At 61.4% G+C, this 24,527-nt stretch carries 27 protein-coding genes; 12 read left to right on the top strand and 15 right to left on the bottom strand.

The window, feature by feature from the left end:
- Window positions 1-224 precede the first annotated feature (224 nt).
- The 4 genes from IPU70_RS10285 to IPU70_RS10270 are packed head-to-tail and all read right to left on the bottom strand — an operon-like array spanning window position 225 to window position 5,802.
- A complete protein-coding gene (locus tag IPU70_RS10285) occupies window positions 225-1,307 on the bottom strand; it encodes a hypothetical protein (RefSeq protein ID WP_207467066.1) in 1,083 nt (360 codons plus the stop codon).
- The gene (locus IPU70_RS10280) at window positions 1,308-2,894 is read right to left on the bottom strand and encodes a restriction system-associated AAA family ATPase (protein WP_207467064.1); all 1,587 of its coding nucleotides are present in this window, start codon (window positions 2,892-2,894) and stop codon (window positions 1,308-1,310) included.
- A complete protein-coding gene (locus IPU70_RS10275; RefSeq protein ID WP_207467062.1) occupies window positions 2,891-4,366 on the bottom strand; it encodes a hypothetical protein in 1,476 nt (491 codons plus the stop codon). Before IPU70_RS10275 ends, IPU70_RS10280 begins: the two co-directional genes overlap by 4 nt.
- Window positions 4,363-5,802, bottom strand: a complete 1,440-nt coding sequence (locus IPU70_RS10270; protein WP_207467060.1) for a class I SAM-dependent DNA methyltransferase — start codon at window positions 5,800-5,802, stop codon at window positions 4,363-4,365. Before IPU70_RS10270 ends, IPU70_RS10275 begins: the two co-directional genes overlap by 4 nt.
- 547 nt (window positions 5,803-6,349) lie before the next feature.
- On the opposite strand from IPU70_RS10270, the gene IPU70_RS10265 reads away from it, so the two are divergent.
- Complete coding sequence (locus tag IPU70_RS10265; protein WP_207467058.1) at window positions 6,350-6,682, top strand: hypothetical protein; 333 nt, start codon at window positions 6,350-6,352, stop codon at window positions 6,680-6,682.
- Window positions 6,683-6,723: 41 nt separating this feature from the next.
- Here IPU70_RS10265 and IPU70_RS10260 read toward each other — a convergent pair whose 3' ends face one another.
- The 3 genes from IPU70_RS10260 to IPU70_RS10250 are packed head-to-tail and all read right to left on the bottom strand — an operon-like array spanning window position 6,724 to window position 8,154.
- Window positions 6,724-7,281, bottom strand: coding sequence for a sugar O-acetyltransferase (locus tag IPU70_RS10260; RefSeq protein WP_207467056.1), 558 nt, complete (start codon window positions 7,279-7,281; stop codon window positions 6,724-6,726).
- Window positions 7,282-7,338: 57 nt separating this feature from the next.
- Window positions 7,339-7,764: a hypothetical protein gene (locus IPU70_RS10255; RefSeq protein WP_207467054.1), complete on the bottom strand. Its 426-nt coding sequence runs from the start codon at window positions 7,762-7,764 to the stop codon at window positions 7,339-7,341.
- 15 nt (window positions 7,765-7,779) lie between these two features.
- Entirely contained in the window at window positions 7,780-8,154 is a 375-nt protein-coding gene (locus IPU70_RS10250; protein ID WP_207467052.1) for a glutaredoxin, read from the bottom strand.
- Between the two features lie 399 nt (window positions 8,155-8,553).
- Between IPU70_RS10250 and IPU70_RS10245 the strand changes: the two genes are divergently transcribed.
- On the top strand, window positions 8,554-8,760 hold the full coding sequence (locus tag IPU70_RS10245; RefSeq protein ID WP_207467051.1) for a hypothetical protein: 207 nt from the start codon (window positions 8,554-8,556) through the stop codon (window positions 8,758-8,760).
- 60 nt (window positions 8,761-8,820) lie between these two features.
- On the opposite strand, the gene IPU70_RS10240 is transcribed toward IPU70_RS10245, so the two are convergent.
- Window positions 8,821-9,777, bottom strand: coding sequence for a GlxA family transcriptional regulator (locus tag IPU70_RS10240; RefSeq protein ID WP_207467050.1), 957 nt, complete (start codon window positions 9,775-9,777; stop codon window positions 8,821-8,823).
- Between the two features lie 148 nt (window positions 9,778-9,925).
- Between IPU70_RS10240 and IPU70_RS10235 the strand changes: the two genes are divergently transcribed.
- The 5 genes from IPU70_RS10235 (at window position 9,926) to IPU70_RS10215 (ending at window position 12,562) form a co-directional block, all read left to right on the top strand.
- Entirely contained in the window at window positions 9,926-10,243 is a 318-nt protein-coding gene (locus IPU70_RS10235) for a DUF3817 domain-containing protein (protein ID WP_207467049.1), read from the top strand.
- A 3-nt stretch (window positions 10,244-10,246) separates the two neighbouring features.
- On the top strand, window positions 10,247-10,675 hold the full coding sequence (locus IPU70_RS10230) for a CopD family protein (RefSeq protein ID WP_088143627.1): 429 nt from the start codon (window positions 10,247-10,249) through the stop codon (window positions 10,673-10,675).
- A 240-nt stretch (window positions 10,676-10,915) separates the two neighbouring features.
- Window positions 10,916-11,578 carry a hypothetical protein gene (locus tag IPU70_RS10225; RefSeq protein ID WP_207467048.1) on the top strand — a complete coding sequence of 221 codons (663 nt, stop codon included), beginning with the start codon at window positions 10,916-10,918 and terminating at the stop codon, window positions 11,576-11,578.
- A 21-nt stretch (window positions 11,579-11,599) separates the two neighbouring features.
- Window positions 11,600-12,082 carry a hypothetical protein gene (locus IPU70_RS10220; protein WP_242702420.1) on the top strand — a complete coding sequence of 161 codons (483 nt, stop codon included), beginning with the start codon at window positions 11,600-11,602 and terminating at the stop codon, window positions 12,080-12,082.
- Window positions 12,083-12,163: 81 nt separating this feature from the next.
- The gene (locus IPU70_RS10215) at window positions 12,164-12,562 is read left to right on the top strand and encodes a YkvA family protein (protein ID WP_207467045.1); all 399 of its coding nucleotides are present in this window, start codon (window positions 12,164-12,166) and stop codon (window positions 12,560-12,562) included.
- Between the two features lie 30 nt (window positions 12,563-12,592).
- On the opposite strand, the gene IPU70_RS10210 is transcribed toward IPU70_RS10215, so the two are convergent.
- Window positions 12,593-13,273: a hypothetical protein gene (locus IPU70_RS10210; protein WP_242702419.1), complete on the bottom strand. Its 681-nt coding sequence runs from the start codon at window positions 13,271-13,273 to the stop codon at window positions 12,593-12,595.
- Window positions 13,274-13,502: 229 nt separating this feature from the next.
- Between IPU70_RS10210 and IPU70_RS10205 the strand changes: the two genes are divergently transcribed.
- Together IPU70_RS10205 and IPU70_RS33080 are read left to right on the top strand one after the other, a co-directional pair.
- A complete protein-coding gene (locus IPU70_RS10205) occupies window positions 13,503-13,976 on the top strand; it encodes a DUF2846 domain-containing protein (protein ID WP_242702418.1) in 474 nt (157 codons plus the stop codon).
- A gap of 32 nt (window positions 13,977-14,008) precedes the next feature.
- A complete protein-coding gene (locus IPU70_RS33080) occupies window positions 14,009-14,329 on the top strand; it encodes a hypothetical protein (RefSeq protein ID WP_371818900.1) in 321 nt (106 codons plus the stop codon).
- 23 nt (window positions 14,330-14,352) lie between these two features.
- On the opposite strand, the gene IPU70_RS10195 is transcribed toward IPU70_RS33080, so the two are convergent.
- From IPU70_RS10195 to IPU70_RS10185, 3 genes are all read right to left on the bottom strand, one after another.
- Window positions 14,353-14,793 (bottom strand): hypothetical protein, encoded by a 441-nt coding sequence (locus IPU70_RS10195; RefSeq protein WP_207467024.1) that lies wholly within the window; start codon window positions 14,791-14,793, stop codon window positions 14,353-14,355.
- A 104-nt stretch (window positions 14,794-14,897) separates the two neighbouring features.
- Complete coding sequence (locus IPU70_RS10190; protein ID WP_207467022.1) at window positions 14,898-15,473, bottom strand: isochorismatase family cysteine hydrolase; 576 nt, start codon at window positions 15,471-15,473, stop codon at window positions 14,898-14,900.
- 191 nt (window positions 15,474-15,664) lie between these two features.
- Entirely contained in the window at window positions 15,665-16,789 is a 1,125-nt protein-coding gene (locus IPU70_RS10185) for an agmatine deiminase family protein (RefSeq protein ID WP_207467020.1), read from the bottom strand.
- 148 nt (window positions 16,790-16,937) lie between these two features.
- On the opposite strand from IPU70_RS10185, the gene IPU70_RS10180 reads away from it, so the two are divergent.
- Window positions 16,938-17,816, top strand: a complete 879-nt coding sequence (locus IPU70_RS10180; RefSeq protein ID WP_207467017.1) for a LysR substrate-binding domain-containing protein — start codon at window positions 16,938-16,940, stop codon at window positions 17,814-17,816.
- Between the two features lie 94 nt (window positions 17,817-17,910).
- Complete coding sequence (locus IPU70_RS10175) at window positions 17,911-18,663, top strand: SDR family NAD(P)-dependent oxidoreductase (RefSeq protein WP_207467015.1); 753 nt, start codon at window positions 17,911-17,913, stop codon at window positions 18,661-18,663.
- A gap of 74 nt (window positions 18,664-18,737) precedes the next feature.
- Here IPU70_RS10175 and IPU70_RS10170 read toward each other — a convergent pair whose 3' ends face one another.
- Window positions 18,738-19,643, bottom strand: a complete 906-nt coding sequence (locus IPU70_RS10170; protein ID WP_207467013.1) for a hypothetical protein — start codon at window positions 19,641-19,643, stop codon at window positions 18,738-18,740.
- A 241-nt stretch (window positions 19,644-19,884) separates the two neighbouring features.
- On the opposite strand from IPU70_RS10170, the gene IPU70_RS10165 reads away from it, so the two are divergent.
- Window positions 19,885-21,276 (top strand): MFS transporter, encoded by a 1,392-nt coding sequence (locus IPU70_RS10165; protein WP_207467010.1) that lies wholly within the window; start codon window positions 19,885-19,887, stop codon window positions 21,274-21,276.
- Window positions 21,277-21,305: 29 nt separating this feature from the next.
- Here IPU70_RS10165 and IPU70_RS10160 read toward each other — a convergent pair whose 3' ends face one another.
- Window positions 21,306-23,732 carry a TonB-dependent siderophore receptor gene (locus IPU70_RS10160; RefSeq protein ID WP_207467008.1) on the bottom strand — a complete coding sequence of 809 codons (2,427 nt, stop codon included), beginning with the start codon at window positions 23,730-23,732 and terminating at the stop codon, window positions 21,306-21,308.
- 100 nt (window positions 23,733-23,832) lie between these two features.
- Entirely contained in the window at window positions 23,833-24,510 is a 678-nt protein-coding gene (locus IPU70_RS10155; protein WP_207467006.1) for a FecR domain-containing protein, read from the bottom strand.
- Window positions 24,511-24,527: the final 17 nt, after the last annotated feature.

Here is a 24,527-nt window from a genome sequence, read left to right as displayed (position 1 = left end):
TGGTTGTTATCCGAGGTGAGGCTGGCCCGATACGCCATCACGGCGTCCCAACGGCTGTAGCCGGGGCGGAGCACGTTATATGCGGACAAGCGAGTGCTATGCGCGCATCGCTCCACCGATGCGCGACCATTCAGCGAGCCGGCGGAAAATTGTAGTCTGCACATTATTTCGATGTGACACCACTATTCGGATGTCTATCTACCAGCTTCAGCGCCTGAAAACGGTCACATAGAGCACAGGCTCACAATGATCCTAGTGAGCCGATTGCCTTCTCGCGTGTTCTGTAGGGCTGCAGCTGAAAGCATCTCAAACATGGGCTTTTTCAGGAACTCTCGATCTTTTAGCCCCTTAGACAGACGGCTCCACCTCAAAAGAGCTGCGCTAGCGCTGTTGTTGTCGATCACTGCGATAGAGCCATCCTTTACCCAGTTGGAAAAATCGTGGAGCCAGTCTTGATACTCTGCATCTAAAACGCCCTCACGGTATCGGAGTCGTATTTTAAATACTGAATCCCAGGTCTCAAAAGCAGCTATATCGGGTACAAATTCGATCTTCCAATTGGGAAATTGGCCATTGTTCACGCCACCGAAGGGTGAACTGTTTATTAGCGTAATTTGTGCAGCTTGGGTTCCATACGGGTCAACGCAGAAGCGGCGTACATTGTTTGCATCCGTCAAAATATCTTGCTTGCGCTTGTAGTCTGAATTGCATCGACTACACATAGGAACTAAGTTGGAAAGATGTGCGCCAAAGATTGGATACAAGGATATTGCCAAGTAATGATCCAAGGCATGTCTGGGCATGTCAGGATGTGGCGGATCGAAGTGGTCTAGACCGCAAAATGGACAGACTGGTGTGGGCAATGAATGCCAGATTCTGTGATACATAGCATCCCGAATAGGCGTCGGATCTGTAGCCGAATCTGGGAGCTCGCCGAGTAGAGAGAACGCGAAATCGACCAATGAATGTAAAGCCACGTCGAACTGCTCTTGGGATCCAGAGCTTGGCGGGTGGCCTATGGCCCCACTCAGAACTTGGTTATAGCCGTTGGTTGTGTGTATGAAATCTATCCACCCTTGGGCTTGAGTCATAGTCAGATGTTCGGCATTGGTCACCACCGCTGCGTAACGCATCTTGAGTCCATGGCGTCTGCGCAATGAGTCCATGTGCATATGCGGAATCATTGAAAGCCAGTCATTTGCCTGTCTATTCTCAGTCTTTGCAGAAAGGCCCTCAAGGATCAAACTAAAAATAAACAATTGAAACCAATGGGGCTGGCCAGCCATGGGAGGATAGTTGTACAGCAACTATTTTTCCTCCTCTTTCAGCTGCTCCATGTGGTCGATAAGAAAAGCTTTCTGAACAGAAGCACCGATCTGAGGAAGCGCTTTTTCAATCTTATCCACGTCCCCTTCTTGCATCAGCCTGTCTATTTCCTTGAGTGCTACCTTCGAGATGGGTGGGTCAACCTCAAAGCAATCTTTCAAAATTCTGTCGAAACTAGTCCCGAAAGTTTCGTTATCTGGATTACGGGCTTCGATATTACCTTCCAACCGTCGAAAAATTACAACGTGCTCACGGCGCATGTCAGATGGAACGAACGGAGCGTGAGAGGTTAAAATCATCTCCCGAGCAGTCTCTGCTGGGATTGGAATCGACCTCAGTCTATCGATGAACTTGACCCGCCATTGCGGATTGAAATGCGATTCAGGTTCATCCAGTAGGAACAAGGCATTGCTTTCGGTAATCATCGAAAAAACACCAAAAATTTGTGCTTGCTGGTGTTCGCCATCTGAAAGTGCTACATAGTCGACTTGTGCATCGCTACCTTTGGTCGAATGAAATCTCACCTCTTCAAATCGAAAGACTTTATGTTCGTCCTGAGGTTCTGGCAGACGTGTAGCAAAGCGCCCTCGGGTAATTTGTCGCGTTAATCTGGAACGAACTTTTTTGGGGATCGCCAAATCGTTCAACATCGCGAATTTGTGAAAAGAACGATAAAGATCGGAAGGAGATGACCAGTGCGACCGGAAAGCAGTAAGCGTCTGTTCATCCACAAAAAAATCTAGCGTATAGGTGTCGGATGCCTTATCGTGGTGCTGGCTTGTGGAGCAGGCTCGAAGCTTTTGGAGAATCTCCTCCAGCTCATTGGTCAGCTTGACGCCACGGCGCCCGTTGATTGGTGCAGTCTTACTGATGGTGGGGGGAGCAAACTGCAAGATGCAGCGCCAAGATGCAAGGCCCGATAATGAAGCATGCTCGAGCATCTTGTCGCACAGTTTTTTGGGTCCGAGCATCAAGTTTGCTATAAGAACTTCAAGGTTGGTCCCATAATCGATTAGCAACAGCCTAGTGTTTGGAATTTTCGATTTTGATCGGTTAGGATCCAGTGCGGCCGAAGTGACATCTTTAGCATATCCGGCACGACTCTTGAAGAACGGCAGGCTCAGCGTTTCGTTATCTCCCGATGTGTAGCCAACCACGATTGGAGGCAACAACTTGCCGTAAAGTATGTCGTCTGACGACACCTCGAGCCAACCTTTTCCTTCTGCCCGTTCAAGGCGCACCGCGGCCCCCCGATCCTTTTCGAGTCGGGACAGTTTGACCTTTTGCCTATTCTGCTCTTCCGTAACAATGTCATAAATAAGTTCGAAGGACAGACCCTTGTTCGGGCTCGAACGTTCTTGCTCGGGCGCGTGAGTGTGCCATGCATCCTGAAAAATCTCGGCTATAGTTTGCAAAACCTGAGATTTTCCCGTGCCATTTGGTCCTACAAAGCAAAGTGTAGAAAAACCGTTAGCGTTAGCTTCGCTTCTGTCAAGGGAAATGACCATTCCATTCAGCAGATTACCGCACGCTTCGGCTTGGTGGATCTTAAGATAAATCAACCTCATTTGACTCTCCGAAGCAAGATGCTCTTAGTTCGATCGTCGAACTGTTGCGCGAGCTTCGGTGGTACTTCATTCAATAGCTTGAAAACGACGTCGCGCAAGGTATCGTAATCGGCTCTAACTCCTGCAGTTAAAGTCTCAAAACTTGCAGCGTCAACGCCGAGGTGGTCGAACGCCCCCAAAAAGACCATTTCGATGTCGTTACTCATTGGATGATCCTCCTCCCGTAGGATTTCCTTGACCATTTCTAATTTCGGCACCGTGTCAACAGCCTGCTCTGCCTGTCTACGCAATTGACCCAGCCAATATGATCGGGCCGCCTCCTGGAAGCTCAACGCTGCTCTATTCGTGCATGCAAGCTTCTGCGTGGCCTTCGTTGTGGAAGCAATAAGCTCAGTCATAACGTTGACAGCCGCCAGTTGCTTCTCAATGGTGGGCTGCGGGACCAAGAATGCGGCCAACCGACTGGCGCTCAAGTTATTAACCCCACTTGTTGATCGCGCGGCTGCCTCAATCAGCTTGCGGAACGGAGCGCTGCGCAAGAGTTCTAGCAAATAGGCACTGAGAACTCCTGCGCGAGGACGCAGGCGAAGCAAATAACCCGCGAACCCATATCCGTCGTGTGATTCCGAAACCAGCGCAGCCTGGCCCACCAACGATAAGCTTCCGTTTGATCGAACAAGGAGCACGTCTCCCGATTTGACTTGAAATTTCTCGTCGATCGTTGATTGCGTAGCGTACTTGAGATGGGTGCCGTCAATGGCACCAGAGGACGAAATGTTCGGAATGCGTAGAACAGGCACGCCCCCAGGGTTTTGTACGCTTTTTTCCGTTGTGCCGTATTGGATGGACTGAAGAAGAGTCGAAAGCGGCACTTTATCGCTGTCTTCGTTCCACTGCCACACGACCCGGTTTCTAACCGCAGTGAGCAGGCAGGCAGAAGCGGAGGTATGCGTTTTCACTGCTTCATCGATTTGCACAATGGCTTGCGTAAGTTGCTCCTCTCGCCTTACAAGTTCAGCCTGCGCCTCAACCGTCGGCAGAGTCACTACGAAATCGGCTAGTGCCGAGAACGAGGTTCTTGGTCGATCCCCCTTGACGCTGGCATTTATAAATGAAGAGAATCCATCGCTTAGGAGCACCATTCGAAGATATCTGGGCAGGATAGCTTCTGAGCAGCGCAATACAATGATTTCGCCTGAAGCGTGCCCGTCGAAGTCCGCGACTGCTACTTTTCTGAGGTAGGGGCGCAAGCGGCCGTACAAAACGTCATCGACGTGAAAGCGATGAACAGTGCTCTTGACGTCGGACACGCGCGAGGACCCCATGATTGGTCCACCATGTTGTGCAATGTCTTCAAGGCCGACGAAATGCTCGTCTTGAGGTAGGGCGGCGGGTGAAGTCCGACTAAGAACCTGAGTCACCACGTCGCCCAGGCGCGTCGCGCTGCCCTCTCGTTCAGAATCCTTCATCATTCATCAGCCGTGAGGTTTGAGCCCTTTGCAGACTGCACGCTGCCGACTACCGCACTGATGTCTGTCAAAGCATCACGCGCCGCGCACAAGGAATCGTCCATTTGAGCGAGCAGGTCAGCCAGATCAGGGGCCGTCTCTTCCGCGTCGTCACTATCCCACCTCACGTCAAGGTCGTAGTCCCGGGCACGAATTTCGGCGACCGGTATCTTTTTGAAGCGGTCAGTCTCAGTGCGTGGTGAAGTTCCATATGGGTCCTTCCCAAATGCGTGGATGAAACCCTCAAATTCACCGTCTTGAATGGTCTTGCGCTTCGTGAAATTAGGAACACCACTGCGGAGGTCATAGATCCAAATGTGTGCGGGGGGAGTGCTGTGGTTCCGGCGTTTGTTAAAAAACATCACATGGGTCCGCACCCCCGCAGCGTAGAAGATCCCTACAGGCAAACGCAACAGGGTGTGGACGTCGAAATGTTCGATCAGGTCTCGGCGTATAGAACGACCAACACCGGGTTCAAAAAGTACATTGTCTGGAACCACTACCGCAGCCCGACCGCCAGGTGCCAGCGCCAGACTGATACACTGAAGGAAGGCAAGTTGCTTGTTAGCCGTTGGGTACGGCAGATCAGATCGTCGCTTGCGGGCGCCACCTGCACTGACCCCGAACGGTGGGTTAGCCAGCACCACATTGGCGGGTTGCAAAGCGGCCGAGTCTTCCGTTAAAGCATCGCCATGTATGAGTGTTCCTTGCATTCCGTGCAAGTAGAAGTTCATGAGGCACAACCTATAGGTGTCGCGCTCAATTTCCATTCCCTCGTAGCTGCGACCTCGGGCAGTCCGCGCTGTTGCAGCTCGATGGGCTGCAATCAAAAAGCCACCTGTCCCTGCTGCTGGATCTAGGATCACTTCACCTGCTTTGGGCTGCAATACCATAATCATTGCATTGACCAACGAACGCGGAGTGAAGTACTGCCCGGATCCCGACCGAGCCTCGGAGGCATTGCGCTCGAGAAGGTGCTCGTAGATCCCCCCAAGACCATCCTTGTCGAATTGGTGCCAATCAATTGCCTGGATCCCCGCAACGACTTTTTCAAGATTCTCGTCGTGAGAAAATACAGTGGTGGGAAATGAGAAAATGCTTCGAACATTTGCATCTTCCACATCCTCACCAAGCCTAGTCAGCATTTTCCGGTAATATCCAAGCATTCCCGGGCCACGAGCTGCTAGCAAATCGTCCCATCTACAACCAACAGGAATATCTTTCTCAACTCCAAGCTGTTTAACATTCTTCAGAAAAATCAGGTACGTTAATTCGGAAAGATATTTGTGGTAAACAATCCCGTCATCGCGCAGGACGTGGCACAAACTCCACAATCTACTAGCGAGCTCTTCAGTGGATGTCATATTGAGTCGATACAGGCAAGCTTTTGAGTCGCTCATTCTAACCTGTAGTGTGCGTTGGAAACGGGAGTTTGGGCGTGTTACGAACCCTGCAGACTGAGATAAATTGGGCTGGCAGCAAGACATGAAACATCCTACCGCCCACCAGAGTTAGCGACTACGCTGCCGCCGAACTGAAGGTCAGCATCACGGCGGTCGGATGGAGCCGTTCTGCCGAGGCGAGCGGTGGAATTTGCTGCAAGACAGGCGCTGGTGGGTGGCGTGGCGGGCAACCGCAACGGGTTGAAAGCAGACATGCGAGCAGTCAGTGGCGAAATTGTCATTCACCCTGCGGATAGCATCAAACCTCCTCTCGTATACTTCCTCCTTCTACCGCCACCAACGGTAGCCCGGAATGGAAGCCGGTAAATTCGTCGGTGCTGACCTCGTGTCCGCACGCCTTCGCACGCCCCAATGGGCGGGCCTTGGCAGGGGTGCGCTAGCCGCACGCCGGTTCCGACGATCCGGTCTTCCAACCTTGTCCTGTGCCCGCCCGCCTCATTTGGAAGTGGGGCAGCGGGATTTCCCATATCGTCGGAGGAAGTCCATGCAATCCCACCCCCTCACCCAAAACCCCTGGTCCGTAGATTCCGACCCCGAACTCGGCCCAGTCCCCCTCTCCCATCTCCACCACATCGACCGCGCCCGCCACGCCATCGAGGCCATTGCCCGTATGGTCGGCAACAGCGCATCCGAACCCGACGCAACAGGCGGGCAGCCGTTGGACGCCTGGACGGTGGCGGCGTTGATGGGTGGAGTGGAAGGCCTGTGCGATCACCTAGGCACCTTGACCGATGCCATGCTGGCGCAGGCGCGCTTTTGCGAGGTGGATGCGGATCTCGGCGACGCCACGCACGGCGCGCCGTCGTCGATCCAGTAGCCAAACTCAGCAGCCAGAGGCGCGGCGCTCGAGCGCCCGCCTTACTCAGCAATCGACCGAATCACCCTGGCCGGATTCCCACCCACCAGCGAATTCGCCGGCACATCCTTGGTGACCACCGAACCCGCAGCAACCACCGAGTTCTCGCCCACAGTCACGCCACCAATAACGGTCGCACCCGCCGCGATCCAGACATTCCTCTCGATCACTATGGGCTTCGCCGTGACGAAATCACGACGCCGTGAAGGCTCGATCGGATGTCCAGACGTAATGAGGCTGACGTTCGGCCCGATCATCACATCATCGGCAATGCTCAACCCGCCCAAGTCATAAAAGGTGCAGTTCTGATTGACGAAGACGTTGCGCCCGACGCTGATGTCGGGACCGCCGGTCGTATAGAACGGCGGGATCAACAGGAAGCTGTCATCGACCGTCTTGCCGATCAGTTCGCTGAACAAGGCGCGGACTTCGGCGGCGTCGTTGAAGGTGAGGCGGTTGAGGGCGGCGGTGATCGTCATCGCGCGTTTGATGTTGGCCGTCATGGCCGCTGATTCGGGCGTTCTTCTGGGAATGATCAGGCTGCGGTCGTCATTTGCCATCTGCGGCTTTCCTTTGGGGTACGGCGTAGTCAGCGCCGGCGAGCACAAAGCCCGCACTCAACGCGGCTTCCAATTCACCCCATCCTTGGACCGATACTCCGGCGTCCCCGTGCAACACCCACCCGCCGCAAACGCCTGCCGCCCCAAGAACGCAGTCACCACCCCCTTGCTCTCGGTCAGCCGCTGCTGGACGCAGATGGTCGGCAGCAGAGAGAAGTCGCCTTCAAGCACCAGCGTCCACTTCACGTTCTCGCCTTCGGCGGGCTCGACCTTGTATACCTTGCATTCATGCACCAGCAGATGCACGGGCTGCCCGGCCAGTACGCCTTTGAATTGCAGCTCCGGCGGTGTGTCGCGCGTGGCGACGGCTTCGGCGTTGAGTTTTGATCCGGGCGGCGCGGGTTGCAAGGACGAGGAATCGCAGCCGGCCAGCGCACCCATGGCGGCCATGGTGATGAAAGACAGGCGAGCCAGGCGGGGCATGCCCATGCACTCCCGTCAGGCCACGCTGGCGAAGCGTTGTTCGAGGTAGGCGATGATGTCGCTGGACTCGTACATCCAGCGCGTGCCCGCGGCGTCGTCGATGCGCAGGCACGGCACCTTCATCTTGCCGCCGCCTGCCTGCAATTGTGCGCGCGCTTCGGGATCGCCCTTGGCGTCGCGCAGCGCGATGGGTGCGTTCAATTTGTGGATGGCGCGCCGCGTCTTGACGCAGAACGGGCAGGCGTGGAATTGGTAGAGCGACAGCTTGGCCGCTTCGGTGTTGACCGTGGTCTGGCCTTGCGCGGAGCGCTGTTGCGGGCGAGGTCGCGTGAGGGCGTCGCCCAGCACGATGATTTGACCCAGGCCGACACGTAGGGCTTTGACTAGCATGGAGTAGGACTCGATACGGATGGACAGGCGGCCAGTCTACTCTGTGCGGCGTATTCCGGTCTTGCGGATACCCTTAGCCACGCCGACGGGCATTCACCCTGTGTCAGGTCAGGATTCGGGACTCGAAGTTGCGCGCTATTGAAACCGCAGCAGGTAGCCGCAGCCGGGATAAGCAGGCCTTGCAGGTGGCCTGACGTTGCCGATGATCTGGAGCCTGCGCATGGAGCCCGGGATTCCCGCGCAGAGCCTGATTCGGCCGCCTGCACACGCGCAGAGAGGGATCGCATGCGAATCAATGTGGCGCTCCCGGTCGAAAAAAAGTAAACCGTAACCCTGCAGCCCACCAGTCATACGCAGCCAGTACTCGCCAATCTCACGCCGCGCTCTCAGGAGACTCCTTTGCGCTACGCCCTGATCTTCGTCTGCATCGTAGTGGCCGCCGCGGGGGCGGCTTGCTCGTCCCGCCAGCTGTATGACACGGGTCAATCCTGGCAACAGAATGACTGCAATAAGATCGCCGATAATCAGGAACGACAGCGTTGCCAGAGCGACGCGTCCAAATCCTATGACACGTACCAGCGTCAGCGGCAGGACGTCCAGAAATAGAATCGCCCGGCACGTTTTTAGAGACGACAAGGCAACGGCGCGCCTGGCACCCCGACCTCGTTAAGCCACGCGCCGGAACGCCCTGCGATACCCCATCGGGCTCGTCCCCACGATCCCCGTGAAATGCTCCCGCAGCGATACCGCCGACCCAAATCCCACCTCCATCGCCACCCGCTCCACCGGCAGGTCCGTCGTCTCCAGCATCCCCCGAGCGCGGTTCACCCTGGCCTGGATCACCCACTGCAAGGGACTGACGCCTAGCAGTTCCTGAAACCGACGGTTCAAGGTGCGCACGCTTACCGCGGCCTGCGCGGCCAACGCGCCGACAGTCAGGTTTTGCGCCAGCCGGCTCTCGATCCAGTGCAGCAGTGGCGTCAGGTCCGTGTGCGAGGCCGGCGTGGGCCGGACGATGAATTGCGCCTGGCCGCCAGCGCGTTCCAGCGGCACCACGGCCAGCCGGGCGCTGTTGGCGGCCACAGCGGCGCCGTGGTCGCGCTTGATCATGTGCAGGCACAGGTCCATGCCGGCGGCGGCGCCGGCGGAGGTGAGGATCTGGCCGTTGTCGACGAACAGCACGTTGGGATTGACGTCGATGGCGGGGTAGCGGCGGGCCAGTTGATCGGCGGCTTTCCAGTGGGTGGTGGCCTTGAGGCCGTCGAGGATGCCGCTGGCGGCCAGGACGAAAGCGCCGGTGCAGATGGAGGCGATGCGGGCGCCTGCGGCGTGGGCGTGGCGGATCAGGTCCAGGATGTCGCGGGGGACATCGCGGCTCGGGTCGGCCAGGCCGGGCACGATGAGGGTGTGCGCGTGACGCGCCACGTCTAGGCGGGCGCGGATGTGCAGGTCAAAGGCGTGGGTCTGGACGCGGGGTTTGCTGGCGCAGACCTGCAGTTCGTAGGGGCGGCGGCCATCGAGGGTTTCGGCGAGCTGGAAGATCTCGCAAGGCGCGGCGAGGTCGCCCGCGACCAGGCCGTCGAAGGCGAGCACGGCGATGCGATGAGGGGCTTTCTTGGGCATGCCTGGGGTTCCGGCGGTTGCGAAGGGCCAGATCTGCCCGATCGCACGGTTGGCGGATTTCTTTCGAAGATTGGCATTTTGGCCAATGGCAGGCGATTGCGCCAGCCCGGACAATGCCGGTTCCCTTTGCGTTGCGGTGGCCTTCTCCATGAAAGATTCCGGCGGTTCGACACACTCCCTGTTCAAGTGGGCGGCGGTCCTGGAGGGGACGACGCTGCTGGCGCTGGTTGGCGTCGCGGTGCCGTTGAAGCATCTGGCCGGGGTGCCGGCGCCGGTGTCGTGGATCGGGCCGGTGCATGGCGTTGCATTCATGGTCTACATCGCGTTGGCGTGCAATGTGGCGTCGGCGCAGGACTGGCCGCGCAAGCGGCTGCTGCTGACCTTGCTGGCGACGCTGGTGCCGTTCGGCGGCTATGTGATCGCGCGCAGACTGGACCGCGCCGTGGCACCCGCCAGAAGGGCGTGAGCGATGGGGTATCTGCTGATCAAGTCGCTGCACATCGCGCTGATGCTGTTTTGGGTGGCGGGGATGGTGGTGCAGGGGTTCGTGTTGGCGGCAGCCGCGAAACTGCCTGGGCCGGCGTTGCCGCAGGAGCTGGCGCGATTGCGCTTGTTGCGCCGATGGGAGCGCACGCTGACCACGCCGGCGATGGTAGGGGCGTTGGCGACGGGCGTGTATCTGGCGGCGAGCGCGGGATGGTTTGGCAGCGGCTGGTTGTCGGTGAAGCTGGCGTTGGTGCTGGGGCTGGCCGCGGCGCATGGAATGCAGGCCGGGCGGCTGCGGCGGACGGTTGAGGCTGCGGGTGGCGGTGAAGGAACGGCGCGCGCAAACCTGTTGCCGCTGGTGGCGATTGCGCTCGTGCTCATCATTGTGCTGGTGGTGGTGAAGCCGTTCTGAGGCGCGGGCGGTTCCAGGCGTCGCAGGCGTGAGCGGTGGCTGTCAGCCACTGTAGGCACGGCCGCAACGGCGCCAGACTACGGATTTTGCCCGGGGCGTCGTAGTCCACATGTGCTGGGGCGCGCACTTCTGGATCACTCCTGATGGATTAATCCTCGCCCAGACCGCGCGGGATCGTTATTAAATGTGCGGCAAGCTCGACTATCCCGTTCAGGTGGTTGAATAAAGCGAGGTGTACCCATGCCGCACTCTCGATTCATCCAGCACGCTTTGGCCGTCATTGGGGCCTTGTTCATGGCGTTGGGCGCCACCGCGCAAGCGCAGGGCACTGGCCAGAACGCCCCGGTTCCAACGCCGCTTGCGCCGGCGAAATACTGTGAATGCCGCTTCTCATCCGGGCAATACGAGGCCTATAGCGTCAACGGGACGTGCACCGTCCAGCGGTATGCCGGCGGACGCAAGTGCGAATACGGTTTCTCGGGTATTGGGGCCAATCAGGCGGTTCTCACTTCGATACTTGGGCAGGACGCGTACCCAGCGCAGCTGCAATCCGCGGCGCAGATCTTCCCCCGCTATCTGGCGTTCGCGCAATCGGGAGACACGTCGGCCTTGAGTGAGAGCGGCTTCATTGAAAGCGCCCTGCCGGTCCTGGCGCGAGGCAGCTTGTTTCGACAGACCGTCGTCATCGCGGAGTTGCCCGTCAAACAGATCGATAACGAGATCGTCATTTTTTCCAGGAAGTACAGCAACGTCATATCGGAGGTATTCCAGGGAAAAAGGCCGCCGCTTTCGGTGAAGTGGACGGAGGGCTTCCAGTTTGAGATCGGGCGAGGCTATGTGCTGATGGATTACAAGCAAGTGTCGCAATTACTGGTGTTGTTCTTCTCCGACGAGAAACGGTGATCAACCATGGATTTGACATGCATGCGAGAACTTCCCGGACTGGATTGGGCCATGCTTTGCCTGACCGCTGTGGTGGCTCTGATCTTGTTCGTGTTTGGGCTGTATCTGTTATTTCGACCCAGGCCGTCCCCTACGACTACCACCAAGCCCGAGGTGGAAGCGTTCATCGACAAGTATGGTTTGAAAGGGCCGGTCGGCGTGTTCCTGATACTCGTCTCCATTGCGTTGGTCGGAGGGATTTATTGGCATTTGAACGACAGGTTTCCCGCCAATGCGGAGGAATTTTCAGGGGCTCCACGCACACTAGGTTCGATCGCCGAGGGGCTGCGCCGGAACTCGGGCGCCGATATTCTTTTGAAGGGCGGAGCCGAGACCGTCGTAATCTCTCAGCCGGTCAGCGGCGCATGCTGGTCAGCGTTGGTAGATCAGCTCTGCGCGGTGTATCGGGATACGTTGACGTGCAGCCGGGATGGCAATCGGATTGTGATCGATCGCAAGCCCTGACCTGACCCGTCACCGGAGCGGAAAAGCTGTGTCAGACTACGGCCATTCACGGCTATTCGGCACGAGACCCCGCTCCCTCGCATGACCCTCAGCGACCGCCTGAAAGCCTGGGCCAAGCGCATCAAGCGCGACGGCCTGACGCTATGGTTTGCCGGCAAGCACGCCCGCACGCCCTGGTACGCCAAGGCGCTGGGCCTGTTCGTGGTGGCGTACGCGCTCAGTCCCATCGATTTGATTCCCGACTTCATCCCCGTGTTGGGCTACATCGATGACGTGCTGTTATTGCCCGGCCTGATCTGGCTGGCCATCAAACTGTTGCCGCCCGATGTGCTGCAGGAATGCCGAGGCCAGGCGGACGCCTGGATGCAGGCGCAGGGAGGCGCGAAGCCGCGCAGTCTGGCGGGTGCGGTGATGATCGTGGCGCTATGGTTGGGGATAAGTGTTGCGGCGTGGTTCTGGCTTGCGCCGTACTTTCGGTAGCCTCGCTGAGCAGCGGGCTTGCGCGCAGGATTACGCCGAACTCTCTTCCACAAATCCCAAGGTCCTGAGTTCGCTGATCGCGCCCTTCTCCTCGTCCCGTCGCGCCTTGGGCGCGGCCAGCGAGGCGGTCAGCAGCATGGATGGATTGGGCGATTCGTCAAAGCCATGGAGCACGCTGGCAATGCCCGGGAATGCCCGGACGAAATCCGCTCCCAGGGCCTGGTACCCCGGATAGCGCCCCTGCTTGTCCACGATGACCTGCGTTTGCGGATCGCGCCGGATCAGGTGCAGTGGCACGCCTTCGCAGCGCAGGCCAAGCAGCTTGGCTTCGCTGATATCCAATGCCCAATCCGTCTCGGCGTAGAAGGCGGCGCGCGCGGTTGCGAACTGATCGAGTAGGCGGCCGTCCTTGCAGAACGCGGTGGGCGTCAGGTTGAGGTTGAGCTTGCCGATCTTGCCCACCAGTTTGACCCGGCGAAAGAACGAGGCCCACACCAGCAGGGTGGGGTTGGTGGACAAGTCCTCGATCAGCACGTCTTCAAACATGCAGGGCTGGATCATCGAGTTGACCGCTCGGCATTTAGAGAGGCGCACGTTCTGCACGCGCGACATGCGCTGTGGGATCTTCACCATGGACAGGGCGCAGTTGTCGAAGGTGCAGTCGTGGAAGTGCAGATCGCTGAAGTGCGAGCTGCCCTTGTCGTATGCCATTTGGAAGGTTGCGCCTTCGGTCTTATTCATGGGCGAGGGAGATGTCAGGCTGCGATGTCGCCGGGGAGTCGTAGTCTGCCATTTCTAATCCGGGAACAGCAGTATTTCCTACTGCGAGATAGCTTATTTGGTATTCATGTGACATTATTAGAATATCTTGGATACATTTACCCGTTCCCCTGCGGAGGGCAGGAAGCGGCAGATAACTAAGCTGAAGAAGATGAATCACATGAATAAAAAGATGTTGAAGCTGGCGGCCGCTGCCGCTTGCGTGATGACGATCGCGGGTTGCGCCAATGTGCCGATGGCGCCAGCTGAACAAAACAAGCAGGCCAAATCGTTCCCGGCGCCGGACGAAGGAAAGTCCGGCCTGTACGTCTACCGGGACAGCTTTGTGGGCAAGGCGCTGAAGAAGGACGTGTACGTCAACGGCAAGTGTCTGGGTGAAACCGCGGACCGCGTGTTCTTCTACACGCAGGTCGCTGGCAACGAGCAGCACAAAGTCTCCACCGAATCGGAGTTTTCGCCGAACGATCTGATGGTGATGATGGAAGCGGGCAAGAATTATTTCGTGCGCCAATTCATCAAGGTGGGCGTATTCGTGGGCGGCGCCGGCGTGGAGCAGGTGACGGACGAGGAAGGCAAGCGGGTGATCTCCAAATCCGAAGTGAACCTGGCGGCCGAAGGCCGTTGCGATAGCTGATCGCCTACGGCTTCCGCCGCTCTTCCAAGGGGATGATGATGCGTCTTGGTCTGTTGTTGGCGGCCCTGCTGTTTGCCGCAACGGCCCATTCGGCGAACTATCCCTGTTCCGGAAAGAAGGGCGGCGTGGAGCGTTGCGTCGGGGAACAGTTTCTGTGCCGCGACGGTTCGATCAGCGCATCCAAGCGCGTGTGTTCAAGTCCGGATTCCAACGCACAGCCTCTTGTTTCCAAGCCCTCGGCGTCTGGCTCGAATGGCGCGTGTAGCTGCCGCGATGGCCAATACTGCACCGGGCCACGGGGTGGAACGTACTGCTACACCGATAGCGGCAAGAAGTCCTATCTCAGGAAATAGGCGCAGCGCTGTTTGAGGCAATCTCAATAGCTGCCCGCAGGCAGCACGTCCGCCACATACGCGTTGATATCCGGCGTCTCTCGCAGCGCATGCCGCATCCACGCGCCGCGCTCGTGCGTGGTCACCTCCAGCTCCCATACGCATGCAATGAACGGCCCCTGCACGGGCTGAAACTGCTCAGGCTGATGCAGCGGCGCGGAGTACATCTGTTGGCACAGGATGCCGCCGGAAATCCACCAGTCCACCAGCAGCCAGACGGCCTCCTCGCCCACGTGCACGATGCAGAAACCCAGGCCGGTTGCGCGCGGATCGCTTGCGGCGTCTTGTACTGCGCTCATCGCGGTCTTGCGGGCGGCCATGGCTATCTCGGCAGGCAGCAACGGAACAGCTGGATCGGGATTGCGCTGTATCGCGTACGCCTTGATGGCCTGGTCGTCTTCGCGCCATTGCTCGATGAATGCCATGCGGCGTGGCGCGTAAGGTTCTGCGGGTATGGTTCGAAAAGACATGATGGACGGCGAAGATGAACCTTCAGGGGGCATGGAGGCAGGTTTTTTTTAGCAGTCCGCTACGCCAGCAAGGACAAGGCCTGGTCCAACGACAGCACGGTGGTGCGCGATTCAAACGCCGTGGCGAACAGGTGCTGGTGCACGATCGGGTCCGGGTCGTAGCAGCAGTCCTTGACCGTCAGCAAGCGATAGTCCGCGTCGCTGGCATGCGCGATGGATGACAGCATGACGCCGGTGGACGCGACGCCGACCATGATCAGCGTGTCTATGCCTTGCGCGGAAAGCCGCAATTGCAGATCCGTGCCGAAGAACACGCTGGCGCGGTGGGCGATGATGACGGGTTCGTCTTCGCGGCGACCGAGCTCGGGCGAGATGCGGTCGTGGACGAAGCGGCCCAGCCGTTTGATGCCCTGCCCGTTCTTGTTCAGGGGGCTGACTTCCGGGTAGCCGGGGCTGAAGTGGATCTTGGCGAAGTAAACGTTTACGCCCGCGCGTCGCGCGGCGTCGCACAGCTGGCGGGTGTTGTTGAGCAAGGCGGGGGCGACCGACGGGAACAGTTCCATGATGTCGGTCTGGTAGTGCATGACCAGCAAGGCGGTACGCGCCGGGGTGATAGCCGGGGTCTGTGTGTTCATGCTCCGCTCCGCAATAGGGTTGCCACGCGTGCCTTGCGGGTTCCGGCCTGCTGCCGGATGGGCCAGCCTGGTTGTGATGCGTGGCGACGTGATGGAGTGCGACAGGAAGGACGCACGACTCTACCACGGCCGCCACAGCATAACGGTGTCTGGATTGTGGCCCCGCGGGACCTCTCGCGGAATCCCGTGAACTACGCCGCCGGCAACTGATTCGTCACGCAATGAATCCCGCCGCCGCCTGATGCAATGGCGTCGATGTCCAACTGCACCACCTTGCGTCCCGGATACAAACGCGCCAGCAGATCGCGCGCCTTCGCGTCCGCTTCCGCATCGCCGAATTCCGGCGCAATGACGGCGCCGTTGATGACGAAGTAGTTGATGTAGCCCGCGGCGAAGTCAGGGTTGTCTCGCAGGAACTTGCTGCGCCGCGGATTGAGCGGTGGACTCATGGTGTGGATCTCCAGCGGTTTGCCGTCGGCATCCGTCGCGCGGCGCAGGATCTCCAGGTGCTTGCGGGTCAGCGCGTAGTCGTAGGAGTCGGGGTCCATGTCGAGATTGGCGACTACGACGCCGGGCCGCGCGAAGCGGGCGTAGAAGTCGACGTGGGCGTCGGTGATGTCCTTACCTTTGATGCCGGGCAGCCAGATGATCTTGCGCAGGCCCAGGCAGCGCTTCAGTTCTTCCTCGACTTCCGCTTTGCTCCAGCCGGGGTTGCGGTTGGCATTGATCCAGCTGCTTTCGGTCATGATGCCGGTGCCGCGGCCGTCGACTTCGATGCCACCGCCTTCGCCGACCAGTTCGCTTTGCAGGTATTCGGCGTCAACCACTTCGGTGGTTTCGGCGGCGATCTTGGCGTCGGCCGCGTGGCGCTGCTTGTTGCCCCAGCCGTTGAAGTTGAAGTCCACGCCGGTGGTTGCGTCCCGCCCGTCGAGCACGAAGTTGGCGCCGATGTCGCGCATCCAGACGTCGTCCAGGCGGGTTTCGACGAAGCTGACGTTGTCGGTGCCGCAGTGGCGTTCCGCGAGGCTGCGTTCGCGGCTGCGGCAGAACACGGTGACGGGCTGGTGCGTGGCGATGGCGCGGGCGATGCGGCCGAGCGCGGCCTGGACGTCGGCCGTGAAGTCTTCCCAGATGGCGTCCTGGGCGCCGAAGGCGATGAAGGCACGGGCCTGGGGGGCGCCCTCGTCGGGCATGTGCCACCGTGGCGCGGACGCAGCCCGCGCGCCGGATGCGAGCAGACCCAAACCCAGCGAGGCGGCGGCGTGGACGCCCATGAGCGTGGCGGTGTGTTGGATGAGTTGGCGGCGGGTGGGCACGTGGGGCTCCTGGAATTCTGGATGATCGATAAAAAATGGTTATGTCGGAGTCAAAGGTGCGCACCTCATGAATTGCAGTGTATTTCCCGCCAAATCGCCTGGACAAGCGATATATTTAGCGGAATTATGATTAGCAGGGCTTATCGATATGCTTAAGCAATGGCCTCCCCTGAACGTGCTGCGCGGCTTCGAGGCGGCCGCCCGGCTGGGCAGTTTCCACAAGGCGGCTGATGAACTGCACCTGACGCAATCGGCGATCAGCCAGCAGGTGCGCAGCCTGGAGGACTATCTGGGCCAGCCGCTGTTCTTCCGCCAGGGACGCGCGGTGTCGTTGACCGATGCGGGCTGGGATCTGTTGGGCACGACGCAGGCCATGCTGCAGCAGTTGGCGGCCGGCATCCGCAGGCTGGACCAGTACCGCAAGCCGAACCAGCTGATCGTGAACACCAGCCCGGCGTTTTCGCGGCACTGGCTGCTGCCCAGGCTGGAGGCTTTCCGTACCCTGCATCCCGAGGCGGATCTGTGGCTGTACACCAGTGATGCCGCGCCCGACATGGCCAAGCAGACCATAGACATCGCCCTGCGCGACGACCTGGGCCCGCAGGCCGATTGCGCGTTCCGCGTGCTGGTCGAGGACCGCATGTATCCCGCCTGCCACCCGCGCCTGCTGGCGGCGGACACGCGCGCCACGCTGCATGGCGAGCGCGAGATGGATTGGAGCCATTGGGAAACGCAGGGCGGCGCCGACGTGGGCCAGCGCGGCCAGGGCATGAATTGCTCCGACCCGGGACAGTTGCTGGATGCGGCGCGCGAGGGCCTGGGCATGGCGCTGGTCAGCAGCTTGCTGGCCGAGCGTTCGCGCCGCGACGGTTCGCTGGCGGCATTGACGGAGCAGACCGTGCGAGGCCCCAAATGGGCTTGGCTGGTGCATCGGGACAGCGAAGACGATCCTCTGACGCGTGCGTTCTGCGAGTGGGTGTCTGGCGAGCTCGGCGCGTCGCACCAGGACGTTGGCCCGGCAGTCTAGGCATGGCCTCGCCGTCGCGCTGCGTTCTTCAGCACGGTGTTAAGTTGTCGCCTTCCCGCCGCATGCGGCGCATTTCTGAGCAAGAGATTCCTCGATGTCCAATCTGCCATGTACGCGTCCCGTCGCGCTGGTCACGGGTTCGACCTCCGGCATAGGCGAGGCTATTGCCCGCCGCCTCTCGCGGGACGGTTATGCGGTGGTCGTGCATTCGCGGCGCTCGGCCGAAGCCGGCCATGCCTTGGCGCGCGAGCTGGGCGAGGCGGTCTACGTGCAGGCGGATCTGGCGAACGATGCCGATCGGGTCCGGTTGGTCCGGGAAGCCGTAGCGGCGTGGGGGCGGCTGGACGTGCTGGTCAACAACGCCGGAATCAGCCGCGTCATTCCCCATGCGGATCTGGCCGCCGCCACGCCGGACATCTGGCATGAACTGCATGAGGTCAACGTGGTGGCGCCGTTTCGCCTGGTGGCCGAGGCGCAGACCGCGTTGCAAGCGGCGGCGGCGCATGGCCGGCCTGCTTGCGTGATCAATGTGAGTTCGCACGCTGGCATCCGGCCCAAGGGCGCTTCCATTCCTTATGCGGCGACCAAGGCGGCGCTCAATCATGTGACGCGCTTGCTCGCGGTTTCGCTGGCTCCGCATATCCGGGTGAATGCGGTTGCGCCGGGCTTGGTCGACACGCCGATGACGGCCGATTGGACGCAGGCCCAAGCGCTGTGGCGCGACAAGGCGCCGATGCGCCGGGCGGCCAGTCCGGAGGATATCGCGCAGGCGGTCTCCATGCTTGCCGAGTCGGATTATCTGACCGGCGAGATCCTGCTTTCCGATGGCGGGCTGAATCTCACGTAGCGGCGCAGGCGCAAGCGGACCTGCATGGGGGCATCGCAGCCGCTCTGCGCGCCCTGCTGGCATCGACGCCGGCCTTACTTCTCCGCGTACTTCTTGCTGGCCGCGTCGTAGGCGTAGATAACGGCATCGCCCGCGCCCAGCTGGCGGGTCTTGTCCGGCCCGGAGATTTCCGTGCCGCTGCGCTTGACGGTCACGCGTGGCATGTCGCTGCCGCCGTGCGCGGAGAAGACCAGTTCACCCGAGCTGGCCACGCAGGGCATGACGTCGCCCTCGGCGCAGGCCGCGCTGTTGTCTTCGCCGGTGTTGATGCTGCCCACGTAGGTCCAGCCCGCGCCCTCGTCCGGGCCCGCCGGATTGAAGACCAGCAGCGCGTAGCCGCTGAAGCTGATGCCGTTGTCGAAGCCTTCGGTGGGCACGGCCAGCACCAGCTTGCCGCCGGGCGTGCGGTATTCCACCGGCTTGCGGCGGGTGTCCACGTCTTCCGGTTTTTCATAGGCGCCGAACATGCCGATGGTGTGCTCCATGCCGCGGAACTTCCAGGGGCGTTCGGCCGTGGAGCCGGTCAGGGTGAAGGTGGCTTCGGCCAGGTTGACCTGGGTGCCGGGGCCGACCTCGTCTTCGCCGGGCTTGCCATAACGTTCGCGGGTGTCCCAGACGAAGCCGGTGTAGTAACCCGTGCCGCCCAGCTCGAAGGCGTGGCCGAACCAAAAGGTGGCGATGCTGCCGTTGGCGACTTCGTAGGAGTCGGCGCCCTTGCCGTCGATCTGGTAGATGGAATACATCACCGTGGGCGCGTCGGGCGGCGCGATGGCGGTGGCGCGGGCGGTGGGCGGTAGCGCCGCGGCGCCGGCGGCTTCGGCGGCCGTCGCGGCAGGGTTGAACATGGCCGCCAGGGTCGATGCCAACAGGCCGGCCATGGCAGTGCGGCGCAAGCGGTTGCGGATGTTGGAGGGGGAGCTGGCTTTCAGAGTGGTTTTCATGTTTTGGACAGCTTCTTTTGGGCCTGTGGCCGGATGTCGTTCTTGGTCCTGATGGCGGCATGCCATGGTGTGCGGCGTCATGCTAATGGGCCGCGGTTGCGGGCGCCGGACAACAATTTGCCAATTGTGTCGGACTGCAAAAGCGCTATGCTGGGGTCCATTCTTGCAGCAGCTTGCCACGCCCGAGTCCCGCACGGCAACCTCTGCCGTGGCGCGGGACGCCGCCCAGGAGCCGTCCCGCATGCCATCCCTTGCTGAAAGCAGCATCGCTCCTTCCCTGGCGGGCGACGGCTTGCCGGTGCGGCAGCGTCTGTGGGCGATTTCCACGCTGGTCCTGGGGACTTCGATCGCCACGCTGGACACCTCCATCGCGAATACCGCCTTGCCCACCATCGCGGCGGACCTGAACGCCGCGCCGGACGCGTCGATCTGGATCATCAACGCTTATCAGATCGCCATGGTAGCCACGCTGCTGCCTTTTGCGGCGCTGGGCGACAGGGTGGGCCATCGGCGCGTCTATCTCTACGGACTGCTGGTGTTCACGCTGGCGTCGGTCGCTTGCGGGTTGGCGGACTCCCTGCCGATGCTGATTGCCGCACGCGTTTTGCAAGGCGTGGGCGCGTCGGGCATCCTGGGGGTGGGAGCGGCGCTGATCCGCCTGACCTTCCCCAACCGCCAGATCGGCCGCGCCCAGGGCCTCAATGCGCTCACGGTGGCGGTTTCCTATGTCGTCGGGCCTTCGGTTGCCTCGGCCATTCTTGCCGTCAGCACCTGGCACTGGCTGTTCCTGATCAATATTCCGCTGGGCGCCGTGGGCATGGCGATGGCGTGGCGCACGCTGCCACACAATGCGCCGCGTCGCGCGCCGGCACGTTTCGACGGCTGGGCCGCGCTGTTGCTGGGCGCAACCTTCGCGCTGGCCGTGCTGACGCTCGGCGATGCGGCGCACTTTGCAAGCTGGCCGCGCATCCTGCTGGAGGCGGGCGCGGCGGCGGTGTGTTGCGCGCTGCTGCTGCGCCGGCAACGTGCCCATCCCGCGCCCATGCTGCCGCTGGATCTGTTGCGCCTGCCGGTCTTCGCCATGTCGGTGCTGACGTCGATCCTGTCGTATGCGTCGCAGGGGCTGGCGCTGGTGGCCTTGCCTTTTCTGCTGCAGATGAATCTGGGCCGCACCGACGTGGAGACGGGCCTGCTGTTGACGCCCTGGCCGATCGTCGTGGCGTTCACCGCGCCCATCGCGGGCTACTTGTCGGAAAAGCGTTCCGTCGCGCTGCTGGGCGGCGGGGGGCTGTTGGTGCTGTGCGTGGGCATGGTCCTGGTTGCGCTGCTACCTGCGCAGGCGTCGGATGCGGACATCATGTGGCGCTTGGCGCTGTGCGGCGCGGGCTTCGGATTCTTCCAGGCGCCTAACCTCAAGGCGCTGACGACGAGCGCACCGGCGGAGCGCAGTGGCGCGGCCAGCGGCGTCATTCCGACCGCCCGGCTCATCGGGCAGGCGAGCGGCGCGGCGCTGGTGGCCGCGTGCTTCACGCTTGCCGGCGAGGACGGCGCCGGCGTCGCGCTATGGATAGGCGCGCTGATCGCGGGCCTTGCATGCGCGGTGAGCTTCCTGAGGGTGCTGGCGCGCGATTAAGACGGGGCCTTTCCCAAGGCCCCGGCCTCTCAGTACGTCGCCCGCAGATTCAGCATCACGCTGCGCGGCTCGCCGTAGTAGTTCGATCCATACGCCGCCCACACGCGCTGGTAATAGACCTTGTCGAACAGGTTGTTCACCGTCAACGTGCCTTCCAGGTGCTTGTTGAAGCGGTAGCCGGCTTGCGCGGACACGGTGGTGTACGGGCGCTGTTCGAACTTCACCGGGCCGTTCAGGCGGTACATGCTGCTGACGCTGCGCACGCCTGCGCCTAGCGACAGGCCTTCCAGCGTGCCGGTGGCGAAGGTGTACTTGGTCCACAGGTTGAAGGTGTGGCGCGGCGTGATGAAGGCGTATTGCTGCGACTTCTGATCTTCCGTGCCCTTCAGGGTCTTGGTGGTGGTGTAGGCGTAGCCGGCGGTGATGTCCCAGCCCGGCGCGGGGCTGCCGCTGATTTCCGCCTCGAAGCCCTGGCTGCGCATCTTGCCCGCGGCCATGGAGAACAGCGGATTGTCCGGATCCGTCATCGAGCGGTTCTCGTCTTCCATGCGGAAGAGCGCGGCGTGGCCGTTCAGGCGCTTGTCCAGGAATTCGCCCTTCAGGCCGATCTCGAACTGCTTGCCGGTGCGCGGGTCCAGCAACTGGCCGTTGACGTCGGTGACAGTCTGCGGCGTGAAGATGCTGGTGTAGCTGGCGTAGGCCGACAGCTGCTCGTTCAGGTTCACCACCAGGCCCAGGTAGGGCGTGAACTTGCCGTTGATCTTGTCGCTGGTGTTGGTGAACTGGTTGAAGTAGGCGTTGCGGTTCTGGGTGCGGTTTTCCCACCAGGTGAAGCGGCCGCCAGCGATGATGGTGGCCGCGTCGGTCACGCGCAGATTGGTGCGCGCATACAGACCGTACTGGTCGGTCTTGCTGTCGTTGCCGTTGGTGAACTGGTAGTCCGGCTTGGGGATGTTGTTGTTGGGGTGGTAGAGGTTGGTGTCGGCGTTGTCGCCGCCGCCGTAGCGGAAGTTTTTGTGGACGTTGCGGTAGTCGGCGCCCACGGTCAGTTCGTGCTGGCGGCCGAAGGCTTCGAAGGGCGTGGCCACGAAGGCGTCCAGGCCGTAGGTCTTCCAGTGGCTGCGGTACTTCCAGCTGACGAGGCAGGTGTCGCCGGTGATGGGGTCCACCGCGCAGTCGGACCAGCCGAACTCGCGGCTGGGCTCGTCCTGTTCGCGGTAGACGCCGCTGACCTTGATGCGCCCGCCGTTGGCCAGGCGGTGGTCCACGTCGGCGAAGTATTCGGTGATTTCTTCGGTGATGTGGTTCCAGCTGGGGTCCAGGTTGGTGGAGCGGCGCACGTCCAGCAAGCGGCCGTCGGTGTAGCCGGGCAGGCCGAAGAACGGGCGGCCCTTGTATTGCTGGTACGTGGCGCCGGCGGTCATGACGGTGTCCGGCGTCAGGTCGAAGCTCAGGGTGCCATAGAACAGCGGCTTCTCGGTGTACACGCCGTCGACGAAGGATTTGCGGTCGTCATAGGATGCGACCAGGCGGCCGCGCAGGCGGCCGTCGCTGTCCAGGGGGCCGGTGATGTCGGCCTCGGTGTAATAGCGGTCCCAGGAGCCCGTCATGACCTGGCCGCTGAAGGCGAATTCCCTCTGCGCACGCTTGCGCACCAGGTTCACGGTGCCGCCGGGATCGCCCGCGCCTTGGTACAGGCCGGAAGGTCCGCGCAGCACTTCGATGTGGTCATAGATGGCCAGCCCGAAGCCCGAGGACAGGTCGTTGCCGGTGCTGGCCGGCGTGTTCACGCCGTCGACCTGGATGGTGTCCAGTGCGTAGCCGCGTGAGTAGAAGTTGCCATGGTTGCCGCCGATGCTGCCTGCTTCCACCGTGATACCGGTGACGGTGCGCATGGCATCGTCCAGCGTGGTCAGGTTCTGGTCGTCCAGCAGTTGGCGCGTCACCACCGAGACCGATTGCGGGATCTCGCGCAGGCTCTGCGCGTTCTTGCCGATGGTGACGGCGGGGGCGGTGTAGGACCCCGTGCCTTCGGTGACGGTAAGGTCGCGGCCGGTGACCGTCACGGGCGCCAACGTGGTGGCTTCGTTGGAGGATGGGTCGGCCGGCCGCCGCACCACGAAGCCCGAGCCGCTCTGCACGGCCACCAGGCCGCTGCGCGCCAGCAGGCGGTTCAACGCGATCTGCGGGGTCATGGAGCCGGATACGGCGGGGGCGCTCAGGCCAGCCACCACATCGGGGCTGAACAGCACCTGCAGCTGCGCCTGCCGGCCCAGCGCCACCAGCGCGTCGGCCAGGTTGCCGGCAGGCAGGTCGAAGGTTTGCGCGGCCGCGCCTTGCGCGTGCGCAGCGGATGGCGCCAGCGCCTGCACCGCCAAGGCGGCAGTCATGGACAGTGCGCACAGCAGCGCGTAACGGCCGGCGCTCAGCCGACGATGAAAATGGCGTTGCGCCATGGACTTTCCCCAGTCTGGAAGTGGATCTTCAACTGGGGAAGACGCGCCAGCCGCTAAAACCCGAACCTGTCTAATTAAAAATAATTCTTAATTCTTATCTTCAGCGGCTGCCGATCACCGCAGCGCCGTCCGGTCGCCGGCTGACCGTCACCGGCAACAGGCCGGGCAGCATGTCCAGCACCGCGTCGGGCTGGCGCAAATCCAGCGTGCCGGACAGGCGCAACCCCCGGGCGCGCTCGTCGGCAAAGCGCAGCGGCGTGTCGCGGTACAGGGCCAGGTAGCCAGCCAGCTGCTGCAAGGTGGTGTCGTGCATCACCGCCACGCCGCCCTGCCAGGCGCCGATCTCGCTGGCGGGCACCTGCTGGCGGCGCAACAGGCGCGCGTCGGCGCGCGACAGCAGCACCATGTCGCCGGCCTGAAGCGTCTGCGCGGCGGGGGCGTTGGCGCCCTTCGCGTTCAGCCTGACTTCGCCGCTGCGTACGCCGACCTGCAGCACGTCGGGCAGCAGCAGCACGTTGAACTCGGTGCCGATGTCGCGCAGCTCCGCGTCGCCCGCGGCCACGATCAGCGGCCGGCGGTCGGGCGCGGCATCGATGTAGACCTCGCCGCCCTCGACGCGGATATGCCGTTCGGCCAGGGTGTAGCGCACGCTCACGCGTGTGCCCACGTTGGCGTGCAGGCGGGTGCCGTCAGAGAGGTCCAGGCTGCGGGTCTGGGTGGACGCGTTGGCCACGGTCTCGTAGCTGATGGGCACGTATTGGTACTGTCTGGTATACACATCTGACCCTGTTGACG

This window comes from Achromobacter sp. SD115 (assembly GCF_017355315.1).
In the GTDB taxonomy this organism is placed as follows: domain Bacteria; phylum Pseudomonadota; class Gammaproteobacteria; order Burkholderiales; family Burkholderiaceae_B; genus Achromobacter; species Achromobacter xylosoxidans_B.
The sequence above is the reverse complement of the archived record's forward strand: the minus strand, read 5'-3'. Positions and strand labels throughout refer to the sequence as shown.

Bases quoted from the DNA above. Each gene is read 5' to 3' on its own strand.
- IPU70_RS10280 (WP_207467064.1), bottom strand. From the start codon at position 2,894: ATGAGGTTGATTTATCTTAAGATCCACCAAGCCGAAGCGTGCGGTAAT.
- IPU70_RS10275 (WP_207467062.1), bottom strand. From the start codon at position 4,366: ATGATGAAGGATTCTGAACGAGAGGGCAGCGCGACGCGCCTGGGCGAC.
- IPU70_RS10270 (WP_207467060.1), bottom strand. From the start codon at position 5,802: ATGAGCGACTCAAAAGCTTGCCTGTATCGACTCAATATGACATCCACT.
- IPU70_RS10265 (WP_207467058.1), top strand. From the start codon at position 6,350: ATGCAATCCCACCCCCTCACCCAAAACCCCTGGTCCGTAGATTCCGAC.
- IPU70_RS10260 (WP_207467056.1), bottom strand. From the start codon at position 7,281: ATGGCAAATGACGACCGCAGCCTGATCATTCCCAGAAGAACGCCCGAA.
- IPU70_RS10255 (WP_207467054.1), bottom strand. From the start codon at position 7,764: ATGCCCCGCCTGGCTCGCCTGTCTTTCATCACCATGGCCGCCATGGGT.
- IPU70_RS10250 (WP_207467052.1), bottom strand. From the start codon at position 8,154: ATGCTAGTCAAAGCCCTACGTGTCGGCCTGGGTCAAATCATCGTGCTG.
- IPU70_RS10240 (WP_207467050.1), bottom strand. From the start codon at position 9,777: ATGCCCAAGAAAGCCCCTCATCGCATCGCCGTGCTCGCCTTCGACGGC.
- IPU70_RS10235 (WP_207467049.1), top strand. From the start codon at position 9,926: ATGAAAGATTCCGGCGGTTCGACACACTCCCTGTTCAAGTGGGCGGCG.
- IPU70_RS10230 (WP_088143627.1), top strand. From the start codon at position 10,247: ATGGGGTATCTGCTGATCAAGTCGCTGCACATCGCGCTGATGCTGTTT.
- IPU70_RS10225 (WP_207467048.1), top strand. From the start codon at position 10,916: ATGCCGCACTCTCGATTCATCCAGCACGCTTTGGCCGTCATTGGGGCC.
- IPU70_RS10220 (WP_242702420.1), top strand. From the start codon at position 11,600: ATGCGAGAACTTCCCGGACTGGATTGGGCCATGCTTTGCCTGACCGCT.
- IPU70_RS10215 (WP_207467045.1), top strand. From the start codon at position 12,164: ATGACCCTCAGCGACCGCCTGAAAGCCTGGGCCAAGCGCATCAAGCGC.
- IPU70_RS10210 (WP_242702419.1), bottom strand. From the start codon at position 13,273: ATGGCATACGACAAGGGCAGCTCGCACTTCAGCGATCTGCACTTCCAC.
- IPU70_RS10205 (WP_242702418.1), top strand. From the start codon at position 13,503: ATGAATAAAAAGATGTTGAAGCTGGCGGCCGCTGCCGCTTGCGTGATG.
- IPU70_RS33080 (WP_371818900.1), top strand. From the start codon at position 14,009: ATGATGATGCGTCTTGGTCTGTTGTTGGCGGCCCTGCTGTTTGCCGCA.
- IPU70_RS10195 (WP_207467024.1), bottom strand. From the start codon at position 14,793: ATGGCATTCATCGAGCAATGGCGCGAAGACGACCAGGCCATCAAGGCG.
- IPU70_RS10190 (WP_207467022.1), bottom strand. From the start codon at position 15,473: ATGAACACACAGACCCCGGCTATCACCCCGGCGCGTACCGCCTTGCTG.
- IPU70_RS10180 (WP_207467017.1), top strand. From the start codon at position 16,938: ATGCTTAAGCAATGGCCTCCCCTGAACGTGCTGCGCGGCTTCGAGGCG.
- IPU70_RS10175 (WP_207467015.1), top strand. From the start codon at position 17,911: ATGTCCAATCTGCCATGTACGCGTCCCGTCGCGCTGGTCACGGGTTCG.
- IPU70_RS10170 (WP_207467013.1), bottom strand. From the start codon at position 19,643: ATGAAAACCACTCTGAAAGCCAGCTCCCCCTCCAACATCCGCAACCGC.
- IPU70_RS10165 (WP_207467010.1), top strand. From the start codon at position 19,885: ATGCCATCCCTTGCTGAAAGCAGCATCGCTCCTTCCCTGGCGGGCGAC.
- IPU70_RS10160 (WP_207467008.1), bottom strand. From the start codon at position 23,732: ATGGCGCAACGCCATTTTCATCGTCGGCTGAGCGCCGGCCGTTACGCG.